A 21,262-nucleotide genomic window follows, 5' to 3' on the forward strand; every position below is an offset into this window, starting at 1 on the left:
CGCACGTGATCCGTCACACCGCCCGCTCACGCAGCCGGCGGCGGCTGCGCTCCCTCGCGATGAACTGCTTCCGGGCGAACCGGTCGACGGTGTTCATGTCGGCCAGGATGCCGCGCAGCTCGTTGCGGAAGTCTCGGCGCCGCTCCTCGAGATCGGCAGCGGGCTCGAGCAGATGTTTGTCGGCGGCGACCTGACGCGCGGTGGCGAACAACAGCGCCGACACCGACTCATTGCTCTGCACGCGGCCCTGCGCCATGTACTGCTCCCCCAGCCCCAGCGCCTTGGCCGTGAGGTCCTTCTCGGAGATATCAGCCGGCGCGTCGAGCAAGGCGTCGGCGACGATCTGATACGCCTCGAAGAACGGTCGCAGCAGCGGACCCGCGATCGTCGGCTTCTTGGCCAGCAGCAGGGCGTCGATACGGTCTCCCCCGGCGGCGACGTCGCTTTCCCAGTCGTCGTGCCACGACATCTCCTCGGCGACGTGCGCGCGGAACGCTGCGGAGTCGGCGAAGTAGAAGTCGAACTTCAACAGATCACGCAGGCGCATCACCTGTTCCCAGAACGCCGCGACCCGGTCGCCGTCGCTGCGCGCGGCGTACGCCAACGCGAGTTCGACCAGCGACGTCTCGAGGAATGCGTCGATCAACGAGTTCCGGTAGAACGCTGCTTCAAGCTCGTCCTGCGCCGCGATGTGCCAGACCGTCTCGCGACCGCCGTCCACGCGGGTCACCGGATGTCCGCCCGAGAGCGCGTCCAGCGCGGCGCGCACCCCGTCGGGGGTACGTAACCGCAAGGCGCTGTTGGTCATCGGGGTCTGCTTGCGCTCCAGATAGTCCAGCGAGTCCTGCAGCGTGTGGTGCAACTGGTCGAGGGTGAGCGCGACGCCGCGGGTCGACAGAAGCAGCGCGGACACCAGGCCGGTGGCGTTGACCGGAGTCACCTGCACGATGCGCCACGCCACTTCGAACGCCATCTTCTGCAAGGCAAGGCGTTTGGCCGCCTCGTCGGTGGTCATCGGGCCGTGCGGCTCGCCGAGGTACTCCCGCATCGACACCGCGCGCGGGAACCGGACGTAGATCTTGCCGTAGTTGCGTTCGCCTTGTGCACGAATGTAATTGACCAACCAGGACAGGCCTTCGGGCGTCTTCTCCCCGCCCCGTGCATAAGACGCGTATTCGGCGGTCTCGTGCAGTTGGTCGAAGCTGATCGACACCGGCTGCAGCAGGATGTCGTCGCTGCGGCCGTCGAGATACGCATCGGCCACGTACGCGAGCAGACCGAGCTTGGGCGGCAACATCTTTCCGGTGCGCGAGCGGGTGCCCTCGATCGCCCAGGCCAGGTTGAACCGCTTCTCGACGATGTAACCGACGAACTGACGCAGCACGTACTTGTACAGCGGGTCGTCGAGTTTGCGGCGCAGGAAGATCACGCCGGAGCGGCGCATCAGCGGACCCATCGCGCCGAACGACAGATTGATTCCCGCGAATGTGTGCACCGGCGGGAGCCGGTTCTCCTGCATCGCGACGGGCACGATCGCGCCGTCGAGATAGGACCGGTGGGAGAACAGCAGGACGGCCGGATGTGCCTCGAGCGCTTGGCGCATCACCTCGACCTCGGTGCGGTCGTAGTCGATGTTCGGGTCGAAGCCGCGACTGAAGATGGCCCTACCCAGAGACGGGATCAGATCGACCGAGAACCGGCTCCAGCCGGTGCCCAACTCGTCGAGCATCTCGCCGGCCTTCTCGACGGTGGCACCGGGGATCTGCTCGAGCCCCTGCCGGAACCGGGCCGACGACAACACTTCCGGCTTGATCAGCCGGGGCGACTTGTACTCCGGGCCCAGCAGCCGCAGCTCCACCCGCTCGATGGCCAGGATTGCTCGCCTCAGCACGAACCGCGCGAATTCCCTGGGGTTTTCGGCGGTGGTGTTGTCGCTCCAGTTCTGGTGCAGTTCGGCGACCTTGGCCGGCTCGCCGGCGACGACCCGCGCACGCGACGGGTCCCTCTTGAGGATGCTGCGCTGCAACACCTTCGGAGGGCAGTAGGTGTCCCGACCCGAGAGCAGCGCGACCACTTTCGAGCGCGTCGGCAACCCGCCGGGCACCCAGAACACCCGCACCGGGACGACCGACCGGTCCTCGTCGGCTTCGAGCATCTCGACCAGGCGGGCGAGCACACCGGGCGGCGGATCGTCATCGGCGGGAAGCTTCAGTACTTCGATCTTGCTCTCGGGGTGTGCACTTCGCTGCTCGTTCAACCAGTCGGCGAGCAGCTCCTCCTCCGCGGGCGAGGACACCGACGCGAGGACGAGCGTGTCGTCGACGGCGGTGAATGCCGTGATGTCATCGGCGCGGACTTTCACGGCCGACCCTTGGCCGTGGGGGACGTCGTCGTCGACTTCGCGGCGGCCTTGGTAGCAGCCTTCTTCGCCGGCTGCTTCTTGGCCACCGCCTTCTTCGCCGGGGCCTTCTTGGCTGCCGCCTTCTTGGCCGGGGCCTTCTTTGCCGGCTTCTGCTGCCGCCGGTACAGCTCGGGCTCCGGCAGTTCGTCGTGCGGCCAGTCCTTCAGGGTGTCGAGGTAGAGCTGACGCACTTCGGCGATGCGGTCGTCGAGATTCTCGTGGGTCCACCCGTTCACCGAAATCGGCGGGTAGACAACGACATCAACGGTGCCCGGGTTGAACGTGCTGGAGTCGCGAGCCGCGATCACCTCGGCGTTGCGGATCACGATCGGCACGATCGGGATGCCCACCGACATGGCGATACGGAACGGCCCCTTCTTGAATTCACCCACCTCGAAGGTGTCCAACCGCGTGCCCTCGGGGGCGATCAGGATGGACACCCCCTTGCGGGCGAGTTCCTCGACCTTCTTGAGACCCTCGACGGCCTTTTGCGGATCGTCACGATCGATGAACGCGGCGTCCATGATCCGGCCCATGGTTCCGACGATCGGGTCGTTCTCGAGTTCCTTCTTGCCCACCGAGGTGAAGTTGTCGCTGACGAGCCGACCGGCGATCATCGGGTCGGCCTGGTTGCGGTGGTTGAAGATGAACACCGCGGGCCGCTCCGCGGTCAGGTTCTCCTCACCGAGCACGTTGAGATTGATGCCGACCGCGGTCATCAGCGTGCGGCTGAAAACCGAGGTGAAGAAGTTGACGCCGCTGCGCCGGTTGCGGGTGAGCAATCCGACGCCCAACGCACCCCAGGCCACCGGCACCATCGAGGCGATCCCGGCCGCGGTGCGCAGTTGCGCGACGGGGTTGGCGCCGCTGCGGCTGCTGAACCGCAGAATCGGCCAGCCGCGCTTGGCGGCGACCGCAGCCATCTTGCCCGCCGGGTTCGTGGGCCGCGGGTTGCCGACGAGGTACATCAGCGCGACGTCCTCGTCGCCGTCGGCGTAGAAGTAACTCTTCGACAGGTCGACGCCGTTGGCGGTGGCGAACTCTTGCACGGCGCGGGCTTTGCCCGGTCCCCAGATGATGGGTCGCTCGACTTCGCCGGTGATCAAACCGTTCTCGTCGGTCTCGAACTTGTTGCTGAGGATGTTGTCGATGCCGAGGAACCGAGCGACGGGCTCCACCTGGACGGTGAGCGCGGACGAGCTCAGCACGACGGTGTGGCCACGCGCCATGTGGGCGCGCACCAGCTGCCGCATCTCGGGGTAGATGCGGCCGACGATCTTCTGGGCGAACAGCCGCTCGGCCAGTTCGTCGATGTCCTCCACCGAGTTGCCGCGCAGCATCCGGGCGCCCTTGCCGATCAGGTCCTCGAACTCCGAGCGTCCCAGTTGATGATTGAGTCCGGCCTGGACCATCCCGATGAATTCACCCACCGACATCTGCCGCCGCCGCAATCGGTCCTGGGTCATCACCACGCCGGTGAACCCGGCGACCAGGGTGCCGTCGAGGTCGAAGAACGCGCCGACCTCGGGCCCTTCCGGGGAGGCTTCGATCTCGGCGACCGAACCCGGAAGGCGCATCTGGGGATTGTCAGGGCTCACTGTGCGGCACTTCCCTTCGTCGAGGCGGTCTCGGACAAGCGTGATGCAGACTCGTCGGTGAACGTCGCCGGGTGGGCGCGCCCCTCGCCGCCGAGCGCGAGAACTTCATCGAAGCCTGCCAGCAGACATCGCGCCAGCAGCGCTGGGTCGGTGACCGCGGCGCGGTCGTAGCGCGCGGTGACCGTGCAGTAGCCGGAGCGAGAGATCAGCACGACCATCATCGCCACGCCGGGCAGCGGGCCGAGTCCGTACTGCCGCAGGATCTGGGCACCGGCGATGAACGTCTCGCCGGCGTAGACCGGCACGTTGCTGGCCTGGACGTCGGAGTTCACGATGGAGCCGGCCATCGACTCCAGCACGCTGTCTGGCAATAGGGACACGACGGGCGCGATCGCACCGACCATGTCGAGCGCGCGCTCGTCGCGTTTACGCGTCATCTGCGTCCTGATGTTGCGGATGCGCACGGCAGGATCGGTGAGCCCGATCGGCGCGGCGAGGTTGACGCCGGCGAACCGGTTCCCGCCCGCGGGGTCGGCCTCGGAGCGGAGGTTCACCGGGACGGCCATCGGCAGAGTGTCGACGGGAACACCCTTGGCCTGGTGGTAGAGGCGCAGCGCACCACAGAGGCCGGCGAGGTACGCGTCGTTGATGGAGCCGCCGGCGGCTTTGGCCGCGCGGTGGAGGTCGCCGAACTCGATGTCGATGGCGTCGCTTCGGCTCGAGAGGGAGCGACGGCGCAGGAGCGGTGACGGATCGGCGACCGGGCCGATCACCCGGGCGCCGGACATCGCGTAGTCGATGACGCTGCCCAACCGCGACACCGGGTCGCGCACCACGTGGCCGACCGCCTGCGCCGCACCGAAGAGCGCGTCGCGCACACCGCCGGCGATGGTGCTGGGCAGGCGGGTGAGCCCCTGGCGCATGAGGTCGTTGGGCGACAGGTCGGCGGGGATCGGCAGCGGCGGCACCTGCTGTCTCGGCGGGTGACGTTCGAGGTCGTAGAGGTTCGCGAACATCTCGACCCCGCCCACCCCGTCTGTAACGGCGTGGCTGAGATGCACCATCAAGGCGGCCTGACCGTCATGCACCCCCTCGATCAGGGTCGCGGTCCACAGCGGTCGGGAGATGTCCAGTGGTGACTGCGCGGCCACCTCGGCCAGATCCATCACCTGCCGGAAGCTGCCCGGCTCGGGAACGCGGACGCGGCGGAGGTGGAAGTCGAGATTGAAGTCCGGGTCGACGACCCAGCGCGGCGCCGCAGTCGGCAGCGTCGGGATCACGACCTTCTGCCGCAGCCGCAGCACTTTGCGGGAGGCGGTGTCGAAGCGGGCGCGAAAGGTGTCCCAGTCGGGAGTGGTGTCGAGCAGTTCGACGGTCAGGATGCCGGAGCGGGTCCGCGGGTTGGCCTCACCGCGGTGCAGGATCTGGTCGAGCGGGCTGAGCTCTTCGGGGAGTCCAGCCGCGTCCAGGTCCGGCGGGTTAGGCATGGCCACCACGCTAGTCGGCTGCCCTGTGACACGGAGCGGCTTTAGGTGCTGCTCGCGATACACTCCTCGGGCGTTGCCTCCGTAGCTCAGTTGGATAGAGCAAGGGCCTTCTAATCCCTAGGTCGCAGGTTCGATTCCTGCCGGGGGCGCTTCCCGCTCTACTCGGCCGCTCTCACACCGCCAGCAGGTTCGGCCCCTGGTTGACCCCTGCCGACGTGGTCGGCAGCGTCACTTCCACGCTGTCGATGTGCACGAACCCGAATTGCGTGAAGTTCAGGAACGGCGTTGCCGTGGTGAAGATCTGCAGCTCCAATTCACTGCCGGGCGTCATCGTGTAGGCGATGTCCTCGAGATCGATCTCGGCGACCTGATCGCGACCGTTGAGGGTGACCGGCACCGGCGAGACGATGTTCCCGACGACCAGCCCGGTGCTCTTGTCGACGACCTGGGCGTAGATGTGGCGACTGCTTCCCAGACCGCTGTAGTTGATCTCCACGTGCGGGGCGCCGACGACATTCGCCTCCCCATCTCCCGGATTGGTGAGCGGGATCGTGACCGCGTTGGTCGCGACCGACCCGGCGCCCAATCCGTACGGCAGCGGGATTTCCGGCTGCGGGCCCGAGCCGCCGATGAACGGGATGATCGGCAGCGTCTTGCCGGTGTCCCACACCGTCGCCGGCACCTTGCTCTCGGCGTCGTAGAAGTTGCTCGCCGTCGGCCGAGTGACCGATGCCCAGCGGTCGCCGTTCTGATCGGTCCACTCGAACGCGTACGGATCAGCCGGGATCGGAAGGTCCTTGACGTAGCGCTGCATCCATACGGCGGTCTGGGTGAGGAACCACACGTCGTCGGCGTCGCCGTTGCCCTGCCCGGGCAGGCAGGTGCCGTGGCCTCCGCAGTACCAGATCAGCTTCACGTTCGGGTTGTTGGCCATGTAGCCCATGTTGAGGATCGACTGATGCAGCGGGAACAGCACGTCGACGGTGCCCTGGATGATCAGGGTGGGGATCTTGATGTTGCGCACAGTTTGCCCCGGGCCGCTGTTCTGCAGCAGCTGGATCTGACTCGGAGTGAGGATGCCCAGCGAGGCGCCGGTGAGGATGCCGCCGTAGATCTGCGGATTGATCCGCGCTCCGGTCTCGATCAGTCCGAGCAACAGCAGTCCGGCGTACGACGTGCGGAATGCGCTGTGCGGGTAGAGCGAATCGGGCAGCGTGTTCCACGCCCAGCCGGGCGCGATGGCGTCGACCCTGTCATCGCTTGCAGCGGTGACGAATTGGATGCCGCCGCCATAGGAGACGCCGACCATACCCATGGTGGGATCGGCGGCCTTGTCGAGTTGGACGCCGCTCTGCGTGGCCACCCAGTTGATCAGCTCGGTGACATCCTGGCCCTCGTACTGCGGGCTGTCGAGTTGCAGCAGGCCGCCGGAGGCGAATTCGCCGCGGGGGTCCCACGTGACGACGTTGTAGCCCAAGGAGCGGAACGTCGAGACGAAGGGGTCCGCCGGATCGGTCGCACCCGGCTCCGCCAATCCGGGTCCGTTGAAGATGGTCTCGTATCCCGGCGCTCCGAGGTCCGGCGAGCCGGCCAGCGCCGGGAAGAAGTTGGTGCTGATCTTCGTGCCGTCCCAGGACGTCACGAACGTGGTGAAGGCGATCGGCGCACCCGCACGCAGGCCGGTGATGTCGACCGAGATGTCCTGCAGCTCAGCGGTGCCGAGCAGGCCGGAGAGGACACCCGCCTGCTGCAGCCGCTGGACGACCGGCGTGATGAGACTCGAGCCGATGATCGGCAGGCCGGTGATCGCGGTGGTGAAGTTCGTGTTCTGGGCGACGAGCACCGAGAAGGTCTCGATGCCGCTCGGTCCGTTGGTGGCAGTCTCGTCGGCGTACGGCAGGAAACGGAACGCCCCGGTCGTCGCGTCAAGCGTGAGCTTGCCGCCGTTGCTCGGGCGATCGATGACCGTGTAGGTCGAGCCATCGGCGGTAGTGCACGTCATGCCCACGACGCAGCCGCCGATGACGCCCTGGACGACCTGGACGGAATAGTCGTCGATAGCCGCGAGCGCGGACTCCCGGCGAGCGCCGGCGAGCAGCACGAGATCCGACAGCGAGCCACCGACCGGTGCCGATCCGTTGCCCGACGACGCCGGGCTGAGCGCCCGGTCGAGCGCAGACAGCAGGCCGGACACGACCGTCTGAGCCGGTGCCTGTTGGGCAGCCGGCGTCCACAGCGTGGTCTGCACCCGAGGTTCGGTGACCGGCTGGCGGCCCGCAACCGCGCGGGGGGTCTGCAGCCAGGACAGCACGCGGGGTTGTTCGGCGGAGGGCTCGGTGTCGACGGAGGAGGTCGAGACCTCGTCGACCTTCGGCGAATCCTGCTGCTGCGTAACGGTTTCGTGCCGCTTCTGACGGCGCCCGCCGGATGTCTCATCGGCCTCGTCGGCGCGCTCCGCTCGGGCGTCGGCCCGCTTCTGACGTTCTTCGGCCACCCGGTCGGCGATGCCCTTGACCGTGTCGGACAGCGATGTGCGCTCGGTGCTCCGATGCTTGCCCAGAGGCCGCTTGTCGAGCGTGACCGTATCGCCGCGTACGGAGTCCCCTGGGGAGGACACCGACGATGACGCTGGCGACGTCGACGACTCGGTGTCGTCGGCGTAGGCGACGCCCTGCCCGGTGATGATCGCGGTTCCCACCCCCAGGGCGATTGCAAGACCACCCACGCGACCGACATAGCTAGCAGCACTCATGACCAGGACCTCCGCTGTACCTCGGAACCGGGGCAGACACTACGCCGGCGTCCACATGATCAAAGCGAAATCCGGCCACTGATTTGTGACGGCGTCAATTGTCCGAACCTGACACTTTTCTGCCTCCGGCACAACGCTATTGACATCGCACGTGACCTCTCCTGCGCACGCCCGCCCATGCCTAGCGAACTCCGTTCGGCGGTTGACAACGCAGACGCCGGCGGGACCGGCGCTCCAACATGTCCTCGACGAGCGATCTCCGGCAAACCACATGCCATGCGTTCTGGGATACGGTGACCTCCGAACGTTCCGGAGGGGGAATGGGGAGCATGAAGAGATCTCGCACGAGCGGCCGGATCAGAGCCGGCGCCATCACGAGCGCTGCAGTTGGCGTCGTGGCAACGGTCGGAGGCGTCGCCGCCGTCGCCCCGCAGGCCTTCTCAGCCCTTCCTGTCGACCTGACCGCGCTCATCGTGGTCGGCAGCTCGACACACCCCGACGGCAGTGGCAACGAGGACTTCTTCGGCGGCCTGTTCAACCAGGCGCCGTACAACCCCGGCGGCCAGCCGGGGCCCGACCTGGTCGGCGTGCCGTTCGGCGGGGGTCCGAAAGCGATCGACGCGGCGCTGCGAGCGCACTCCGGCGAGGAGAACGCGGTCCTGGCGTCTGGCTGGGGTGCCGCGAACGCCAGCGTAGTGCTGACCCGCCAGGACCGCGACGACGATCCGGCGTTGCCGTCCACTGTGTTCGTCCTCGACAACAACGTGTCCCGCCCCGACGGCGGCTTCGGGACGCGCTACCCGTGGTTCTCGCTGATCGGGGTGAATCCGTTCCCGTCGCCCATCGACACCGCCGCCAAGGCCGTCATCGACATCGCCTATCAGTACAACTACAACTCCAACGCACCCGCGGATCTGCTCAACCTCGTCGCGCACGTCAACTCGCTGGTCGCCTACCTGTACGGCTACCGGGAGCAGGATCAGATCGACCTGCCGGTGGACAACGAGGGTCGGCCGACCGTCTCCTGCGGCGGCGCGAACACCTGCGCGGTGCTGGCCAGCGGCGCCGAGGCAATGCCGTGCGACGACGCGCGATGCGACGCTCCCGACGGTGACCGTGTGGTCGCCTACGTGACGACGCGCGGGAACACGACCTACGTCACCTACACCACCGAAGAGTTGCCGTTGGCGCGCCTGATTCGCGACGTGGTGCCCTTCGGGAACGCGATCGCCGATGTCAGCGAGCCGTTGTTGAAGGTCATCGTGGATTCGGCGTACTACGACAACAATCCGATCCCGTCCGACCCGAGCCGCTACCGCCCGGCGCGCCTGATGCCGACGGTCGGCGAGCTGGCCGATACCGTGTCCAAGGTGCCGGGAGCCATCCGGGACGGCCTGAAAGCACTGTCGGACAAGGACTCCGACGAGGACGACGTCGAGACGTCCGACAAAGCCGACAAGGCGACCGCCGCGGAGACGCGCCGTGAGCGGCGGCTGGAGCGGATCCGCGCGCGGGCCGCTGCACGCGAAGAGGCCGCAGACCAGTCGAAAGTCACTGAACCCAAACAGGACTCGACGACCTCGGCCGACTCGCGGGACGCCGCAGATGGAGACGGCACCGGCACCGCGGATTGAGGCGGATGACCGAGTACTGGAATCACAACACCGCCTACCACCCGTGGGTGCTCGCGTTCGCCCGCGGCCGTGACGTCCTCGACGTGGGGTGCGGTGACGGTCTGCTCGCCGAGCGCCTGGCGCCCGTTGCCCAGTCGGTTGTCGGTATCGATCCCGATGCCGGGGCGATTCGACGGGCACGCGCCAGGCTGGCAGACGTCGACGGGGTGTCGATCATCGAGAGCACCTTCGCCGACTATGCCGCAGCGGATGCACGTTTCGACCTGATCACCTTCGTCGCAAGCCTGCACCATCTCGACCTGCGCACCACACTGGAAGCTGCCCGCGACATGGTGCGGCCCGGCGGCGAACTCGCGGTGGTCGGACTGAGCGCGAACACCACCGTGACCGACTGGCTGTGGTCGGCGCTGCATCTGCCGGCTGTGCGCGTGGGGTCGCGGTGGCACCACGAGACCCGGGACATCGGGGTGGCCGTCGCGAGTCCCCGCGAGAACCTGGCCGAGATCCGTCGCATCGCCGCCGAGGTGTTGCCGGGTGTGCACATCCGCCGCGCGCTGTACTACCGCTACCTGATGCGGTGGGAGAAGCCGCGCGGCGACTGACTCACTTGTCGGTGGCAGTCGCGCTGAGCCGGACCAGCTCGGAGAGAACATCTTGGCCTCATTCGCACCGTGCGTCCGTATGGTCACAGCGCGGGCCATTCTTGTCGGTGGTTCGAACTAGTGTTCGAGTCATGGATGTGGTTGCGGACGCGATAGGGGTGATGCGGGGCCAGGTGGCGATCCTGCAGGACGCCTGCGACGCGTTGTCGCATCGCGAGCTGGTGGCCTTGATGGCTGAGGTGACGACGTTGGTCCGCACCGTGCCGGTGTTGGAGCATCAGATCCTGGCTCGGTTGGTGGCCGAGACGGAGCCGCGGCGGTTGGGTGAGGCGTCGTGGAAGAAGGTGCTGACCACCGCGCTGCGGGTCTCCGAACGCGACGCCAAACGCCGCCTGGCTGAGGCCGCGGCGTTGGGTCCGCGGCAGGCGTTGACCGGGGAGGCGTTGGCGCCTCGGTGGGAGGCCACCGCGGCCGCGCAGGCCGCGGGCGCCCTGGATGCCGATCATGTCGCAGTCATCAGCAAGTTCCATGATGGGTTGCCGGTGTGGGTCGATGTGGACACCCGCACGGCCGCCGACCGGCAGTTGGCGTCGCTCGGCGCAGGGTTGACGCCGGAGGATCTGCGCAAGGCGGCGGATCGGTTGGCGGCGATGATCGACGCCGACGGTCCCGAACCCACCGACGCCGACCGCGCCCGCCGGCGGGGCATTCAGTTGGGTGCCCAGCAGCCTGACGGGATGAGCCGGCTCACCGGCTGGATCACCCCGGAGTTCCGGGCGCACTACGAGGCGATTCACGCCAAACTCGCCGCACCGGGCATGTGCAACCCCGACGACGAAAAGCCCTGTGTCGAGGGCGAACCCGCACCAGAGCAGGCGCGATCTGATTCCCGCAGTGTGGCGCAACGCAATCACGATGCCTGGCTCGCGGTCGGACGGATGGCGTTGTCCTCCGGAGACCTCGGTTCGCACAACGGGTTACCGGTCACCGTCATCGTCTCGACCACGCTGCAAGAACTGGAGAAGGGTGCGGGGGTGGCGGTCACCGGCGGCGGGTCGCTGTTGCCGATGGCCGATCTGATCCGCCTGGCCTCCCACGCGCACCATTACCTATCGGTGTTCGATCAGCACACCAATCAACCGCTGTATCTGGGGCGTACCAAGAGATTGGCGAGCCCGGCGCAGCGGATCATGCTGCACTCCTCGGCGCGCGGCTGCACGAGACCTGGATGCTCGGTGCCCGGCTACTGGACCCAGGTCCACCACATCGACGACTGGAAGACCGGCGGCCCCACCGACATCACCAACCTCACCCTCGCGTGCGGGCCCGACAATCGGATGGTCGAGCAGACCGGCTGGACCACCCGCATCAACCAGCGAGGCCAGGCCGAATGGCTCCCCCCACCCGACCTCGACACCGGCGGGCGCCGCACCAATGGCTACCACCACCCCGAACGCCACCTCCTGCCCGGAGACGACCACGGACCGTAGGCTGGCTCGCGATGAGCACTGAAGACGTCGACCATCGGCTGAGCCCGCAGCCCGACACCGGATACGTCTACCGGACGGAGTGGCGCGTCGCGACGGGCGATGTCGGTGACGACCTCAACCTGCGCCTCGACGGGGTTGCCCGCTACATCCAGGAGGTGGGCGCCGAGAACCTCGTCGACGCGGGCGAAGCGGAAGAGCACCCGCATTGGCTCGTCCAGCGCACCGTGATCGATGTCATCGAGCCGATCGCCTTTCCCGACGAGGTGACGTTCAGTCGATGGTGTTCGGCGCTGTCGCTGCGCTGGTGCACCATGCGGGTCGACCTCGTCGGTAGCGACGGCGGCCGCATCGAGACCGAGGGTTTCTGGATCGCGATGAACGCCAAGACACTGACACCGCAACGCGCCACCGACACCCTGCTCGAGAAGTTCGGCACCACGACCACCGAACATCGCCTCAAGTGGCGACCATGGCTGACCAACCCCGACACTATCGAGAACTCCGCGCCATTTGCGTTGCGCCGCACGGATATCGATCTCTTCGAGCACGTCACCAACACCGCCTACTGGCACGCGATCCACGAGGTGATGGCCCTGGCACCCGAGGTGTGTACAGCGCCCTACCGGGCGGTCGTCGAGTACCGGAAACCGATCAAGTACGGCGAAGAGGTCACCCTCGGCTGGACTCGCGACGGCGACGACGTCCACATCGCGCTGACCGTCGACGGCGACGTCAGGGCCGCGGCGCTGCTGCGCAGCCTGTAGTTACGCTGAGCCGATGTCCGATCTGGTACTGACCGAGGTCACCGACCGAGTCGCCGTCATCACCGTCAACGATCCCGACCGCCGCAACGCGGTCACCGCCGAGAGTTCGGCGGCGTTGCGCACCGCTGTGGAGGCCGCCGAGGCCGACCCCGGCGTGCACGCGGTGATCGTGACCGGTGCGGGGAAAGCCTTCTGTGCGGGTGCTGACCTGACCGCACTCGGCAAGGCCACCGAGGACGGGCTCCGGGTCATCTACGACGGGTTTCTCGCCGTCGCGGAATGCAGCCTGCCGACCATCGCCGCCGTCAACGGGCCAGCCGTCGGCGCCGGCTTGAACCTCGCGCTGGCCGCCGACGTGCGCATCGCCGGACCGGAGGCGCTGTTCGATCCTCGGTTCCAGAAGCTGGGCATCCATCCCGGTGGCGGAGCGACGTTCATGCTGCAACGCGCAATCGGGCCCCAGGCCGCCAGGGCCGCGCTGCTGTTCGGCATGCGTTTCGACGCCGAGGCAGCGGTGCGGCACGGGCTGGCGCTCGAGCTCGCCGACGATCCCGTCGCCGCCGCACGCGGCCTTGCTGCCGGCCCCGCGTCGGCGCCGCGGGATGTCGTCCTCGCGACGAAGGCGTCGATGCGGGCGACGTTCAACCCCGGGATCACCGACATGCATCAGCACCACATGGCCGTCGACGTCGAGATCGGCCCGCAGGCACGCTCGATCGAGTCTCCCGAGTTCGCCGAACGTCTGGCCGCCGCGAAGCGCAGGTGAACCGCTAGAGATCGAGGAGTGCCGCCGCCGGCGACTCGATCACCGCCCGCAGCTCACCGAGGAACGCACCGACCTGCGCCCCGTCCGCAACGCGATGGTCGAACGCGCACGTGAGTCGCATCGTCGGCCGCGCCACCACCTCGCCGTCGACCACCACCGCGCGCGGCCGCAGCGAACCGACGCCGAGGATCGCGGCTTCGGGATGGTTGATCACCGGCACGCCGTCGTCGAGCCCCAGTGCCCCGAAGTTCGACACGGTGAACGTCGACCCCTGCATCTGCGCCGGCGCGAGCGTGCCCTCGCGGGCCGCCGCCACGAGCTGGGCGATCTCGTCGCCCAGCTGGCGGGTGGTTCGGGTCTGGGCGTCCTTGACCACCGGGACCAGCAGCCCGCGCGGCGCTGCCACCCCGACGCCGAGGTGAACCGCTGAATGGGTGTGGATGCGTGGCCCGTCGACGGTGTCCAGCCAGGTGGCGTTGAGCTCGGGATGTCTGCTCAGCGCCACCACGGTCAACCGCAACACCAGCACGAACGGGGTCACCGATGTCGCGCCGACAGACCGGCAGTGATCCCGCAGCCGCAGCAGCTCGGTCCCGTCGACATCCACCGACGCGTGCGCGTCGGGAATCTCGCTGCGCGACTGAGCCATTCGTCGTGCCGTCGCCAGCCGCACACCCGTCACCGGCGTATCGGTTCCCGGGCCGGCCGCGGCGAGCACGTCGGCGCGGGTGACGATGCCCTCCGGTCCGGAGCCGTCGACGCGACCCAGGTCGACGTCGAGGTCGGCGGCCAGCTTGCGCACCGGCGGCTTGGTGCGGGCCCGGCGGCGGCTGCCGTCGAGCGCGTCGTCGGCGCCGTAGCCGACCAGTACCGGTGTGCGCCGCGGCGCATCCACTGTCTCGACGCGTACCAGCAGAGAGCCGACCCGTAGCGTCTCCCCCTCGGCGCCACCGAGTTCGGCGATCCGCCCGGCGAACGGACTGGGGATCTCCACCTCGGCCTTGTTGGTCTCGACCGTGCACAGCGTCTGATTCAGCGTCACCTCGTCACCGACGGCGACGGCCCAGCTGGTGATCGTGGCGTCCTCCAACCCTTCGCCGAGGTCAGGCACCAGGAATTCCCGTGACGCACTCATGGCCGGCTCATCGCGTCGTCGACACAGTCCATCAGCCGGTCGACGCCCGGCAGCCACAATCGTTCCAGCCGGGCGGGTGGGTACGGCGTGTCGAATCCGGTGGCGCGTAGTACCGGCGCTTCCAGCTCGTAGAAGCACTCCTCGGAAATCCGCGCCGCCAGCTCGGCGCCGAAACCCAGTGTGCGCGAACCCTCGTGCATCACCACGGCCCGTCCGGTCTTACGCACCGACGAGGTCACCGTGGCCATGTCCAGCGGGTTCAATGTGCGAAGGTCGACGACTTCGAGGCTGGCAGTCGATGTTTCGGCCGCTGTCAGCGCCGTGGCGACCAGGGAGCCGTACGTGATCACGGTGACGTCCTCGCCGGGACGCCGGATCGCTGCGCGCCCCAGCGGTTCCGCCGGGTTGCGGGTGTCGACGGGTTCCCTGGCCCAGTAGCGGCGTTTGGGCTCCAGAAAGATCACCGGATCGCGTTCGGCGATCGCGTATCTCAACAGCCAGTAGGCATCCGACGGTGTGGAGGGGACGACGACCTTGAGACCTGCGGTGTGCAGCCAGTAGGTCTCGGTGGATTCCGAATGATGCTCCACCGCGCCGATCCCGCCGAACGACGGGATGCGGATTGTCACCGGCATGTCGATGTCGCCGTGGGTCCGCATGCGGTACTTCGCGAGGTGGCTGACGATCTGGTCGAAAGCCGGCGCTGCGAAGCCGTCGAACTGGATCTCCGGCACCGGGACGAAACCGCGGATCGCCATCCCGATCGCGATGCCGATGATCGCGGACTCTGCGAGCGGTGTGTCGAAACACCGTCCATCGCCGAACTTCTGGGCCAGTCCGTCGGTGACGCGGAAGACACCGCCGAGCGTGGCGACGTCCTCCCCGAAGACCAGCACGCGGTCGTCGGCGAGCATCGCATCCGAGAGCGCTCTGTTGATGGCCTGCGCCATCGACAGTGTCTCCACGTCCGGCACGGCGTCATCGAACCCGAAGGGCCGCTCGATCAGCTGTGTCATGTCACGCCTCCTCGAGTGTGTCGGCGCCCAGTTCGGCCATCAGCTGTTCGCGCTGGCGGGCCAGATCGGGCGTGATGCGGTGGTAGACGGTGTCGAACACCTCTCGGATGTCGGCGTCGGGCTCACTGAGCACGGCCTCCCGTAGCTCGCTGCGCACCCGTTGTGCCCGGTGCGTGACCCGATCGTCCAATCGCTGCGTCCACATGCCCTCGCCCTCGAGGTAGGTGCGGTACCGGGCGATGGGATCCCGTGCGCGCCAACGGTCCACCTCGTCGTCGTCGCGGTAGCGGGTCGGGTCGTCGGAGGTGGTGTGCGGCCCCATCCGGTAGGTCACCGCCTCGATCAGGGTCGGCCCCCCACCGGCGCGGGCGCGGGCGGCCGCGTCACTCATCAACGCGAAACAGGCGAGGACGTCATTGCCGTCGACACGCAACCCGGGCATGCCGTAGCCGTCGGCGCGCTGGGCGATCGACGGCGCGGCCATCTGGCGGTGCATCGGCACCGAGATCGCCCACTGGTTGTTCTGCACGAAGAACACGCACGGCGCCCGGTAGACCGACGCGAGGTTGAGCGCCTCGTGCACATCACCTTCGCTCGTGGCGCCGTCGCCGAAGAACGCGACGGTCACACTGTCCTCACCGAGGCGCTGGGCAGCCATTGCGGCACCGACGGCGTGCAGGCCCTGGGTGCCGATCGGAATCGAGATCGGCGCGCAGCATTTGTCGGTGAACCCGAGCCCGCCATGCCACCGGCCACGCCACAGAGCGCCCAACTGAGGCGCGGAAATCCCCCGCACCAAGAACGCTCCGAGCTCCCGGTACTGCGGGAACAACCAGTCGGTCTTGCGCAGGCACGCGGTCGCGCCGACCTGCGCGGCTTCCTGGCCGCGACACGACGCGTAGAGGGCCAACTCGCCCTGACGCTGCAGATTGACGAACTCGGTGTCGAGTTCGCGGGTGACGACCATCGACTCATAGAGCCAGGCCAGGGTCTCGGGAGGCAGCTGTCTTCGGTATCGGGTCTCCGCCGTCGGAGCGCCGTCGGGCGCGACGAGCGCAATCGGGTCGACGACACCGGCCATACCGCCTCCTAGGGTCACTGGCGGCGGATCGCGCCGTCAGTCGACTGAGGTGCTCAGCGCAGGGGCGGTCGGTGCCGACCTCTGGTAGGAGGTCTGTCCGTCAGCTGCCGGGGTGGGGCGCCAACGCGACGATGCGCTCCGCCCGCCGAAGCACTGGGGCATCCACCATGATGCCACCGAAAGCGAAGACGCCACGTTCGTTGCGGGCCGTGTCGAGGACACGACGCGCCCAGTCGATCTGCTCGTCGGTCGGCGAGTAGGCCGCGCGGATGACCGCGACCTGCGTCGGGTGGATCGCGACCTTGGCGTCGAACCCGACCGCGACCGCATCGTCGCTCTCCGCGCGCAGACCGTCGAGATCTCTGATGTCGAGGTAGACGGAGTCCAGCGCGAGCCGGCCGTAGGCCTTGGCAGCGAGGAGACTCTGCGAGCGGACGTGGCGAGCGACGTCGCGGTAGGTGCCGTCGGGCCACCGGTTGGCGGTTCCGCCGGTCACCGCGAACAGGTCCTCGGCACCCCACATCACGGCGTAGGCGTTGTCGACGCGCGCCGTTTCGGTCACGGCCAGCGCGCCCAGTGGTGTCTCGACGAGCACGATGACGTCACGGGGCGCCAACGACGCCACCTGGTCGGCGGTTTCGGTCTTGGCAAGCATCACGGTGCCGTAGTCGGTCGAGGCCAGCGCCTCGAGATCCTGTGCGTGGTCCGCGGTACCGACCGGGTTGACGCGCACGACTGTGCGCGCCGGGTCCAGCGGTGTCTCGATCAGCGCGGAGCGCGCCGCCGCCCGGTCCTTGGCGGCCACCCCGTCCTCGAGGTCGAGGATGACGACATCAGCTGCGGCCGCGGCCTTCTCGAAGCGTTCGGGTCGATCGGCCGGGCAGAACAGCCACCCCGGACCGGGCGAGTCGAGCATCACGCCTCCCCGTCAGGACGCTTGCGCACCATGGTCTTTCGCGACGCGGTGGCGACGACGTCGCCGTGCTGATTGCGGCCGGTGTGAGCGAACGTCACGATCCCCTCACCGGGGCGGCTCTTGGACTCCCGCTTGTCGGTGACCTCGGTTTCGGCGTAGAGCGTGTCCCCGTGGAACAGCGGCTTGGGAAACGCGACCTCACCGAAGCCGAGGTTCCCGACGATCGTGCCCTGGGTCAGTTGCGCCACCGACAGGCCCACCAGCGTCGACAGCGTGAACATCGAGTTGACCAGCCGCTGATGGAACGGCGGCAGCGCATCGGAGAACGCCGCGTCCAAGTGCAGCGCCTGGGTGTTCATCGTCAGCGTGGTGAACAGGACGTTGTCGGCCTCGGTGATCGTCCGGCCGGGCCGATGCTGATACAGCACTCCGGTCTCGAACTCCTCGAACCACAGACCCCGCTGCACGACCACCCGGTTCACAGTCCGAGCTCCCGCCCGATCAGCATCAGCTGCACTTCCGTTGTCCCCTCGCCGATCTCGAGAATCTTGCTGTCCCGGTAGTGCCGCGCCACCGGGTACTCGTTCATGAAGCCGTAGCCGCCGAAGATCTGGGTGGCGTCGCGGGCGTTGTCCATCGCGGCTTCACTGGACACCAGCTTCGCGACCGCGGCGGCCTTCTTGAACGGCTTGCCCGACAGCATCAGTGCGGCCGCGTCGTAGTACGCGGCGCGAGCGGTGTGCGCGCGGGCCTCCATCCGGGCGATCTTGAACGCGATGGCCTGGTTGGTTCCGATCGCGCGGCCGAACGCGTGACGTTCCTTGGAGTACTTCACGCATTCGTCGACGCAGCCCTGCGCGGCACCGACCGACAGCGCGGCGATCGCGATGCGGCCCTCATCGAGGATGCGCAGGAAGTTCGCGTAGCCGCGGCCCTGCTCGCCCAGCAGATTCTCCTGGGGCACCCGCACGTCGTCGAAGCTGAGGGGGTGGGTGTCCGAGGCGTTCCACCCGACCTTGTTGTAGGCGGGTTCGGCGGTGAATCCGGGTGTGGGCACAGGCACCAGGATCGAGCTGATCTGCTTCTTGCCTTCGATGTCACCCGTGACCGCCGTGACCGTGACCAGCTTCGTGATGTCGGTCCCCGAGTTCGTGATGAACTGCTTGCTGCCGTTGATCACCCAGTGGCCGTCGTCGAGGCGCGCGGTGGTCTTGGTCGCGCCTGCGTCGCTGCCGCCACCGGCCTCGGTCAAACCGAACGCGCCCAACGCCTTTCCCGACGCCAGCAGCGGCAGCCACTCCTGCTTCTGCTCCTCGGTGCCGAACCGGTAGACGGGCATCGCGCCGAGGGAGACCCCGGCCTCCAGCGTGATCGCCACGCTTTGGTCGACCTTGCCGAGTTCCTCCAGGGCGAGGCACAGCGCGAAGTAGTCACCGCCCATGCCTCCGTACTCCTCGGGGAAGGGCAGCCCGAACAGGCCCATGTCGGCCATACCAGCGACGACCTCGTAGGGGAACGAGTGCTCCTCGTCGTGCTTGGCGGCGACGGGAGCGACGACGCTTTGGGCGAAATCGCGGACCGTCTTGGCCAGCTGCGCGTAGTCCTCGGGCAGCGTGCCGGTCGAGAGGAAGTCGGTCATTGCGGTTGCTCCTTGGTCGCCGTGATCCGGGCCAGCACCTGGCCCACCTTCACCTGTTCACCCGCGCCGACGAGGAGTTCGGCCACTCCGTCGACCGGCGCGGTGAGTGCGTGTTCCATCTTCATCGCCTCGACGGTGACGACCACGGTGCCCGCGGTCACCGTGGCGCCGTCGTCGACACCGACCGCCACGACCGTGCCGGGCATCGGGCTGGTCAGTTCGGCGTCCCCGCTGTGTGCGTCGTCCGGTCGCACGGGCGCTTCGCGCACCTCGTCGACCACGCTCATCCGCCCGCCGGCGGCGAGCCACATCGTGCCGTCATCGTCGGCGACCAGGTACTGGCTGCGGACACCGTCGATCGTGACAGTGAGCCGCTCGTCTTCGAGACCGACACTGAGCGAACGGCTTTCACCGCCTTCGACGACCACGGTCGCTGCACCGGGCGTGCCGGTCAGGAATACGTGGTCGGTGCGATCCACCGCGCGCAGCCGGATCGGTATCGACGCCCGGCCGGCGATGCGCCACCCCGACGGAACCGCCCAGGGGTCCGCGGGCTGAGCCGGCCAACTCGTCAGCCACCGGTACGCCGCGGCGGCGATCAGATCGTCGTCCCGTACGGGCGCGGGCGTGAAGTCCGGGAGACGCCGGTCGAGCAACCCGGTGTCGAGGCTGCCCGCCGCGACGTCGGGGTCGGCCACGAGGAACCGCAGGAAGTCGACGTTGGTGGTCAGCCCCAGCACGACGGTGTCGGCGAGCGCAGCGTCGAGAGTCCGCAGCGCGCTCGCCCGGTCGTCGGCGTGGGCGATGACCTTGGCGAGCATCGGGTCGTAGTCACTGCCGACGACGGTGCCCGGGGCCAGCCCCGAGTCCACCCGGACACCCGGGCCCCCGGGTTCGCGCAGCGCGAGCACGGTGCCGCCGGTCGGCAGGAAGCCGCGAGCCGCATCCTCGGCGTAGACGCGCGCTTCGATGGCGTGCCCGTGCATCCGGATGTCGTCCTGAGCGACGGGCAGCGTCTCCCCGGCAGCGATACGCACCTGCAGCTCGACCAGATCCAGACCAGTGACCATCTCGGTCACCGGATGCTCCACCTGCAGCCGCGTGTTCATCTCCATGAAGAAGAACTCCTCAGGCGTGTCGGCGGAGACGATGAACTCCACGGTGCCGGCACCGGTGTAGTCGACGCTGCGGGCCGTGTCGCATGCCGCGGCGCCGATGCGCGCCCGTGTCGCCGCGTCCAGCAGCGGCGAGGGCGCCTCCTCGATGACCTTCTGATGTCGGCGCTGAAGGCTGCATTCCCGTTCACCGAGATGCACGACGGCACCGTGGGTGTCGGCGAGCACCTGCACCTCGATGTGGCGCGGGTTGAGCACGAACCGCTCGAGGAACAGGGTGTCGTCGCCGAACGCCGAGGCCGCTTCGCGGCGCGCGCTGGCCAGTGCGCCCGGCAGCTCGTCGGCCCGGTGCACGACGCGCATGCCCTTGCCGCCGCCACCCGCCGACGGCTTCACCAGCACCGGGAAGCCGATCTCCGGGGCGGCCGCGATCAGATCGTCGTCGGTCAAACCGGGCCGGGAGATGCCCGGTACCACCGGAACCCCGGCCGCCGACACCGTGGCCTTCGCCGAGATCTTGTCGCCCATGGTGCGGATCGCCGCGGTCGGCGGTCCGATGAACGTGACTCCCGCGTCGTCGAGGGCGTGAGCGAAAGCCGCGTTCTCCGAGAGGAATCCGTACCCAGGATGTACTGCCTGCGCACCGGCGCGTCGGGCAGCCGACAGCAGCGCGTCGATCGACAGGTAGCTCTGCCGGGCCGGCGCGGGGCCCAGGCGTACGGCGACGTCTGCTTCGGCGACATGGCGGGCACCGGCATCGGCGTCGCTGAACACGGCGATCGATCGGATTCCCATGGCGCGCAATGTGCGGATGACACGGACCGCGATCTCGCCGCGGTTGGCCACCAAGACCGTTTCGAACATCG

16 protein-coding genes and 1 tRNA gene are annotated in these 21,262 nt (G+C 68.1%); 6 read left to right on the top strand and 11 right to left on the bottom strand.

The genetic code is table 11. The features are described from left to right. Window positions 1-13: 13 nt before the first annotated feature. From ACZY1G_RS23975 to ACZY1G_RS23985, 3 genes are read right to left on the bottom strand one after another with little or no spacing between them, the layout of a single operon-like run. A complete protein-coding gene (locus tag ACZY1G_RS23975) occupies window positions 14-2,362 on the bottom strand; it encodes a glycerol-3-phosphate 1-O-acyltransferase (RefSeq protein WP_463817634.1) in 2,349 nt (782 codons plus the stop codon). Next, window positions 2,359-3,978 (bottom strand): HAD-IB family hydrolase/lysophospholipid acyltransferase family protein, encoded by a 1,620-nt coding sequence (locus ACZY1G_RS23980; protein ID WP_463823793.1) that lies wholly within the window; start codon window positions 3,976-3,978, stop codon window positions 2,359-2,361. The genes ACZY1G_RS23975 and ACZY1G_RS23980 overlap by 4 nt, the downstream gene beginning before the upstream one ends. A gap of 17 nt (window positions 3,979-3,995) precedes the next feature. Continuing rightward, window positions 3,996-5,486 carry a wax ester/triacylglycerol synthase family O-acyltransferase gene (locus ACZY1G_RS23985; RefSeq protein ID WP_463817638.1) on the bottom strand — a complete coding sequence of 497 codons (1,491 nt, stop codon included), beginning with the start codon at window positions 5,484-5,486 and terminating at the stop codon, window positions 3,996-3,998. Window positions 5,487-5,561: 75 nt separating this feature from the next. On the opposite strand from ACZY1G_RS23985, the gene ACZY1G_RS23990 reads away from it, so the two are divergent. Then, a tRNA-Arg gene (locus tag ACZY1G_RS23990) sits at window positions 5,562-5,635 on the top strand. 23 nt (window positions 5,636-5,658) lie between these two features. Here the strand turns inward: ACZY1G_RS23990 and ACZY1G_RS23995 are convergent. Further along, window positions 5,659-8,238: a CocE/NonD family hydrolase gene (locus ACZY1G_RS23995; RefSeq protein ID WP_463823794.1), complete on the bottom strand. Its 2,580-nt coding sequence runs from the start codon at window positions 8,236-8,238 to the stop codon at window positions 5,659-5,661. Between the two features lie 395 nt (window positions 8,239-8,633). Between ACZY1G_RS23995 and ACZY1G_RS24000 the strand changes: the two genes are divergently transcribed. From ACZY1G_RS24000 to ACZY1G_RS24020, 5 genes are all read left to right on the top strand, one after another. After that, the gene (locus tag ACZY1G_RS24000) at window positions 8,634-9,872 is read left to right on the top strand and encodes a PE-PPE domain-containing protein (protein WP_463817640.1); all 1,239 of its coding nucleotides are present in this window, start codon (window positions 8,634-8,636) and stop codon (window positions 9,870-9,872) included. A gap of 5 nt (window positions 9,873-9,877) precedes the next feature. Then, the gene (locus tag ACZY1G_RS24005; protein WP_463817641.1) at window positions 9,878-10,474 is read left to right on the top strand and encodes a class I SAM-dependent methyltransferase; all 597 of its coding nucleotides are present in this window, start codon (window positions 9,878-9,880) and stop codon (window positions 10,472-10,474) included. A 131-nt stretch (window positions 10,475-10,605) separates the two neighbouring features. Continuing rightward, on the top strand, window positions 10,606-11,964 hold the full coding sequence (locus ACZY1G_RS24010; protein WP_463823795.1) for an HNH endonuclease signature motif containing protein: 1,359 nt from the start codon (window positions 10,606-10,608) through the stop codon (window positions 11,962-11,964). An 11-nt stretch (window positions 11,965-11,975) separates the two neighbouring features. Continuing rightward, a complete protein-coding gene (locus ACZY1G_RS24015; protein WP_463823796.1) occupies window positions 11,976-12,728 on the top strand; it encodes an acyl-[acyl-carrier-protein] thioesterase in 753 nt (250 codons plus the stop codon). 13 nt (window positions 12,729-12,741) lie between these two features. Continuing rightward, complete coding sequence (locus ACZY1G_RS24020) at window positions 12,742-13,494, top strand: enoyl-CoA hydratase (RefSeq protein ID WP_463823797.1); 753 nt, start codon at window positions 12,742-12,744, stop codon at window positions 13,492-13,494. 4 nt (window positions 13,495-13,498) lie between these two features. Here ACZY1G_RS24020 and ACZY1G_RS24025 read toward each other — a convergent pair whose 3' ends face one another. The 7 genes from ACZY1G_RS24025 to ACZY1G_RS24055 all read right to left on the bottom strand — a co-directional run bounded on the left by ACZY1G_RS24025 (window position 13,499) and on the right by ACZY1G_RS24055 (window position 21,260). Further along, window positions 13,499-14,629 carry a dihydrolipoamide acetyltransferase family protein gene (locus ACZY1G_RS24025; protein ID WP_463823798.1) on the bottom strand — a complete coding sequence of 377 codons (1,131 nt, stop codon included), beginning with the start codon at window positions 14,627-14,629 and terminating at the stop codon, window positions 13,499-13,501. Next, window positions 14,626-15,645 carry an alpha-ketoacid dehydrogenase subunit beta gene (locus ACZY1G_RS24030; RefSeq protein WP_463817646.1) on the bottom strand — a complete coding sequence of 340 codons (1,020 nt, stop codon included), beginning with the start codon at window positions 15,643-15,645 and terminating at the stop codon, window positions 14,626-14,628. The genes ACZY1G_RS24025 and ACZY1G_RS24030 overlap by 4 nt, the downstream gene beginning before the upstream one ends. 1 nt (window position 15,646) lies before the next feature. After that, window positions 15,647-16,726: a pyruvate dehydrogenase (acetyl-transferring) E1 component subunit alpha gene (pdhA, locus tag ACZY1G_RS24035; RefSeq protein WP_463823799.1), complete on the bottom strand. Its 1,080-nt coding sequence runs from the start codon at window positions 16,724-16,726 to the stop codon at window positions 15,647-15,649. Window positions 16,727-16,826: 100 nt separating this feature from the next. Continuing rightward, entirely contained in the window at window positions 16,827-17,642 is an 816-nt protein-coding gene (locus tag ACZY1G_RS24040) for an HpcH/HpaI aldolase/citrate lyase family protein (RefSeq protein ID WP_463823800.1), read from the bottom strand. Then, window positions 17,642-18,124 (bottom strand): MaoC family dehydratase, encoded by a 483-nt coding sequence (locus tag ACZY1G_RS24045; protein WP_463817652.1) that lies wholly within the window; start codon window positions 18,122-18,124, stop codon window positions 17,642-17,644. The genes ACZY1G_RS24040 and ACZY1G_RS24045 overlap by 1 nt, the downstream gene beginning before the upstream one ends. After that, window positions 18,121-19,281, bottom strand: coding sequence for an acyl-CoA dehydrogenase family protein (locus tag ACZY1G_RS24050; RefSeq protein ID WP_463823801.1), 1,161 nt, complete (start codon window positions 19,279-19,281; stop codon window positions 18,121-18,123). Before ACZY1G_RS24050 ends, ACZY1G_RS24045 begins: the two co-directional genes overlap by 4 nt. Further along, a complete protein-coding gene (locus ACZY1G_RS24055; RefSeq protein WP_463823802.1) occupies window positions 19,278-21,260 on the bottom strand; it encodes an acetyl/propionyl/methylcrotonyl-CoA carboxylase subunit alpha in 1,983 nt (660 codons plus the stop codon). Before ACZY1G_RS24055 ends, ACZY1G_RS24050 begins: the two co-directional genes overlap by 4 nt. Between the last annotated feature and the right edge of the window lie 2 nt (window positions 21,261-21,262).

This window comes from Mycobacterium sp. IDUB_5 (assembly GCF_055419565.1).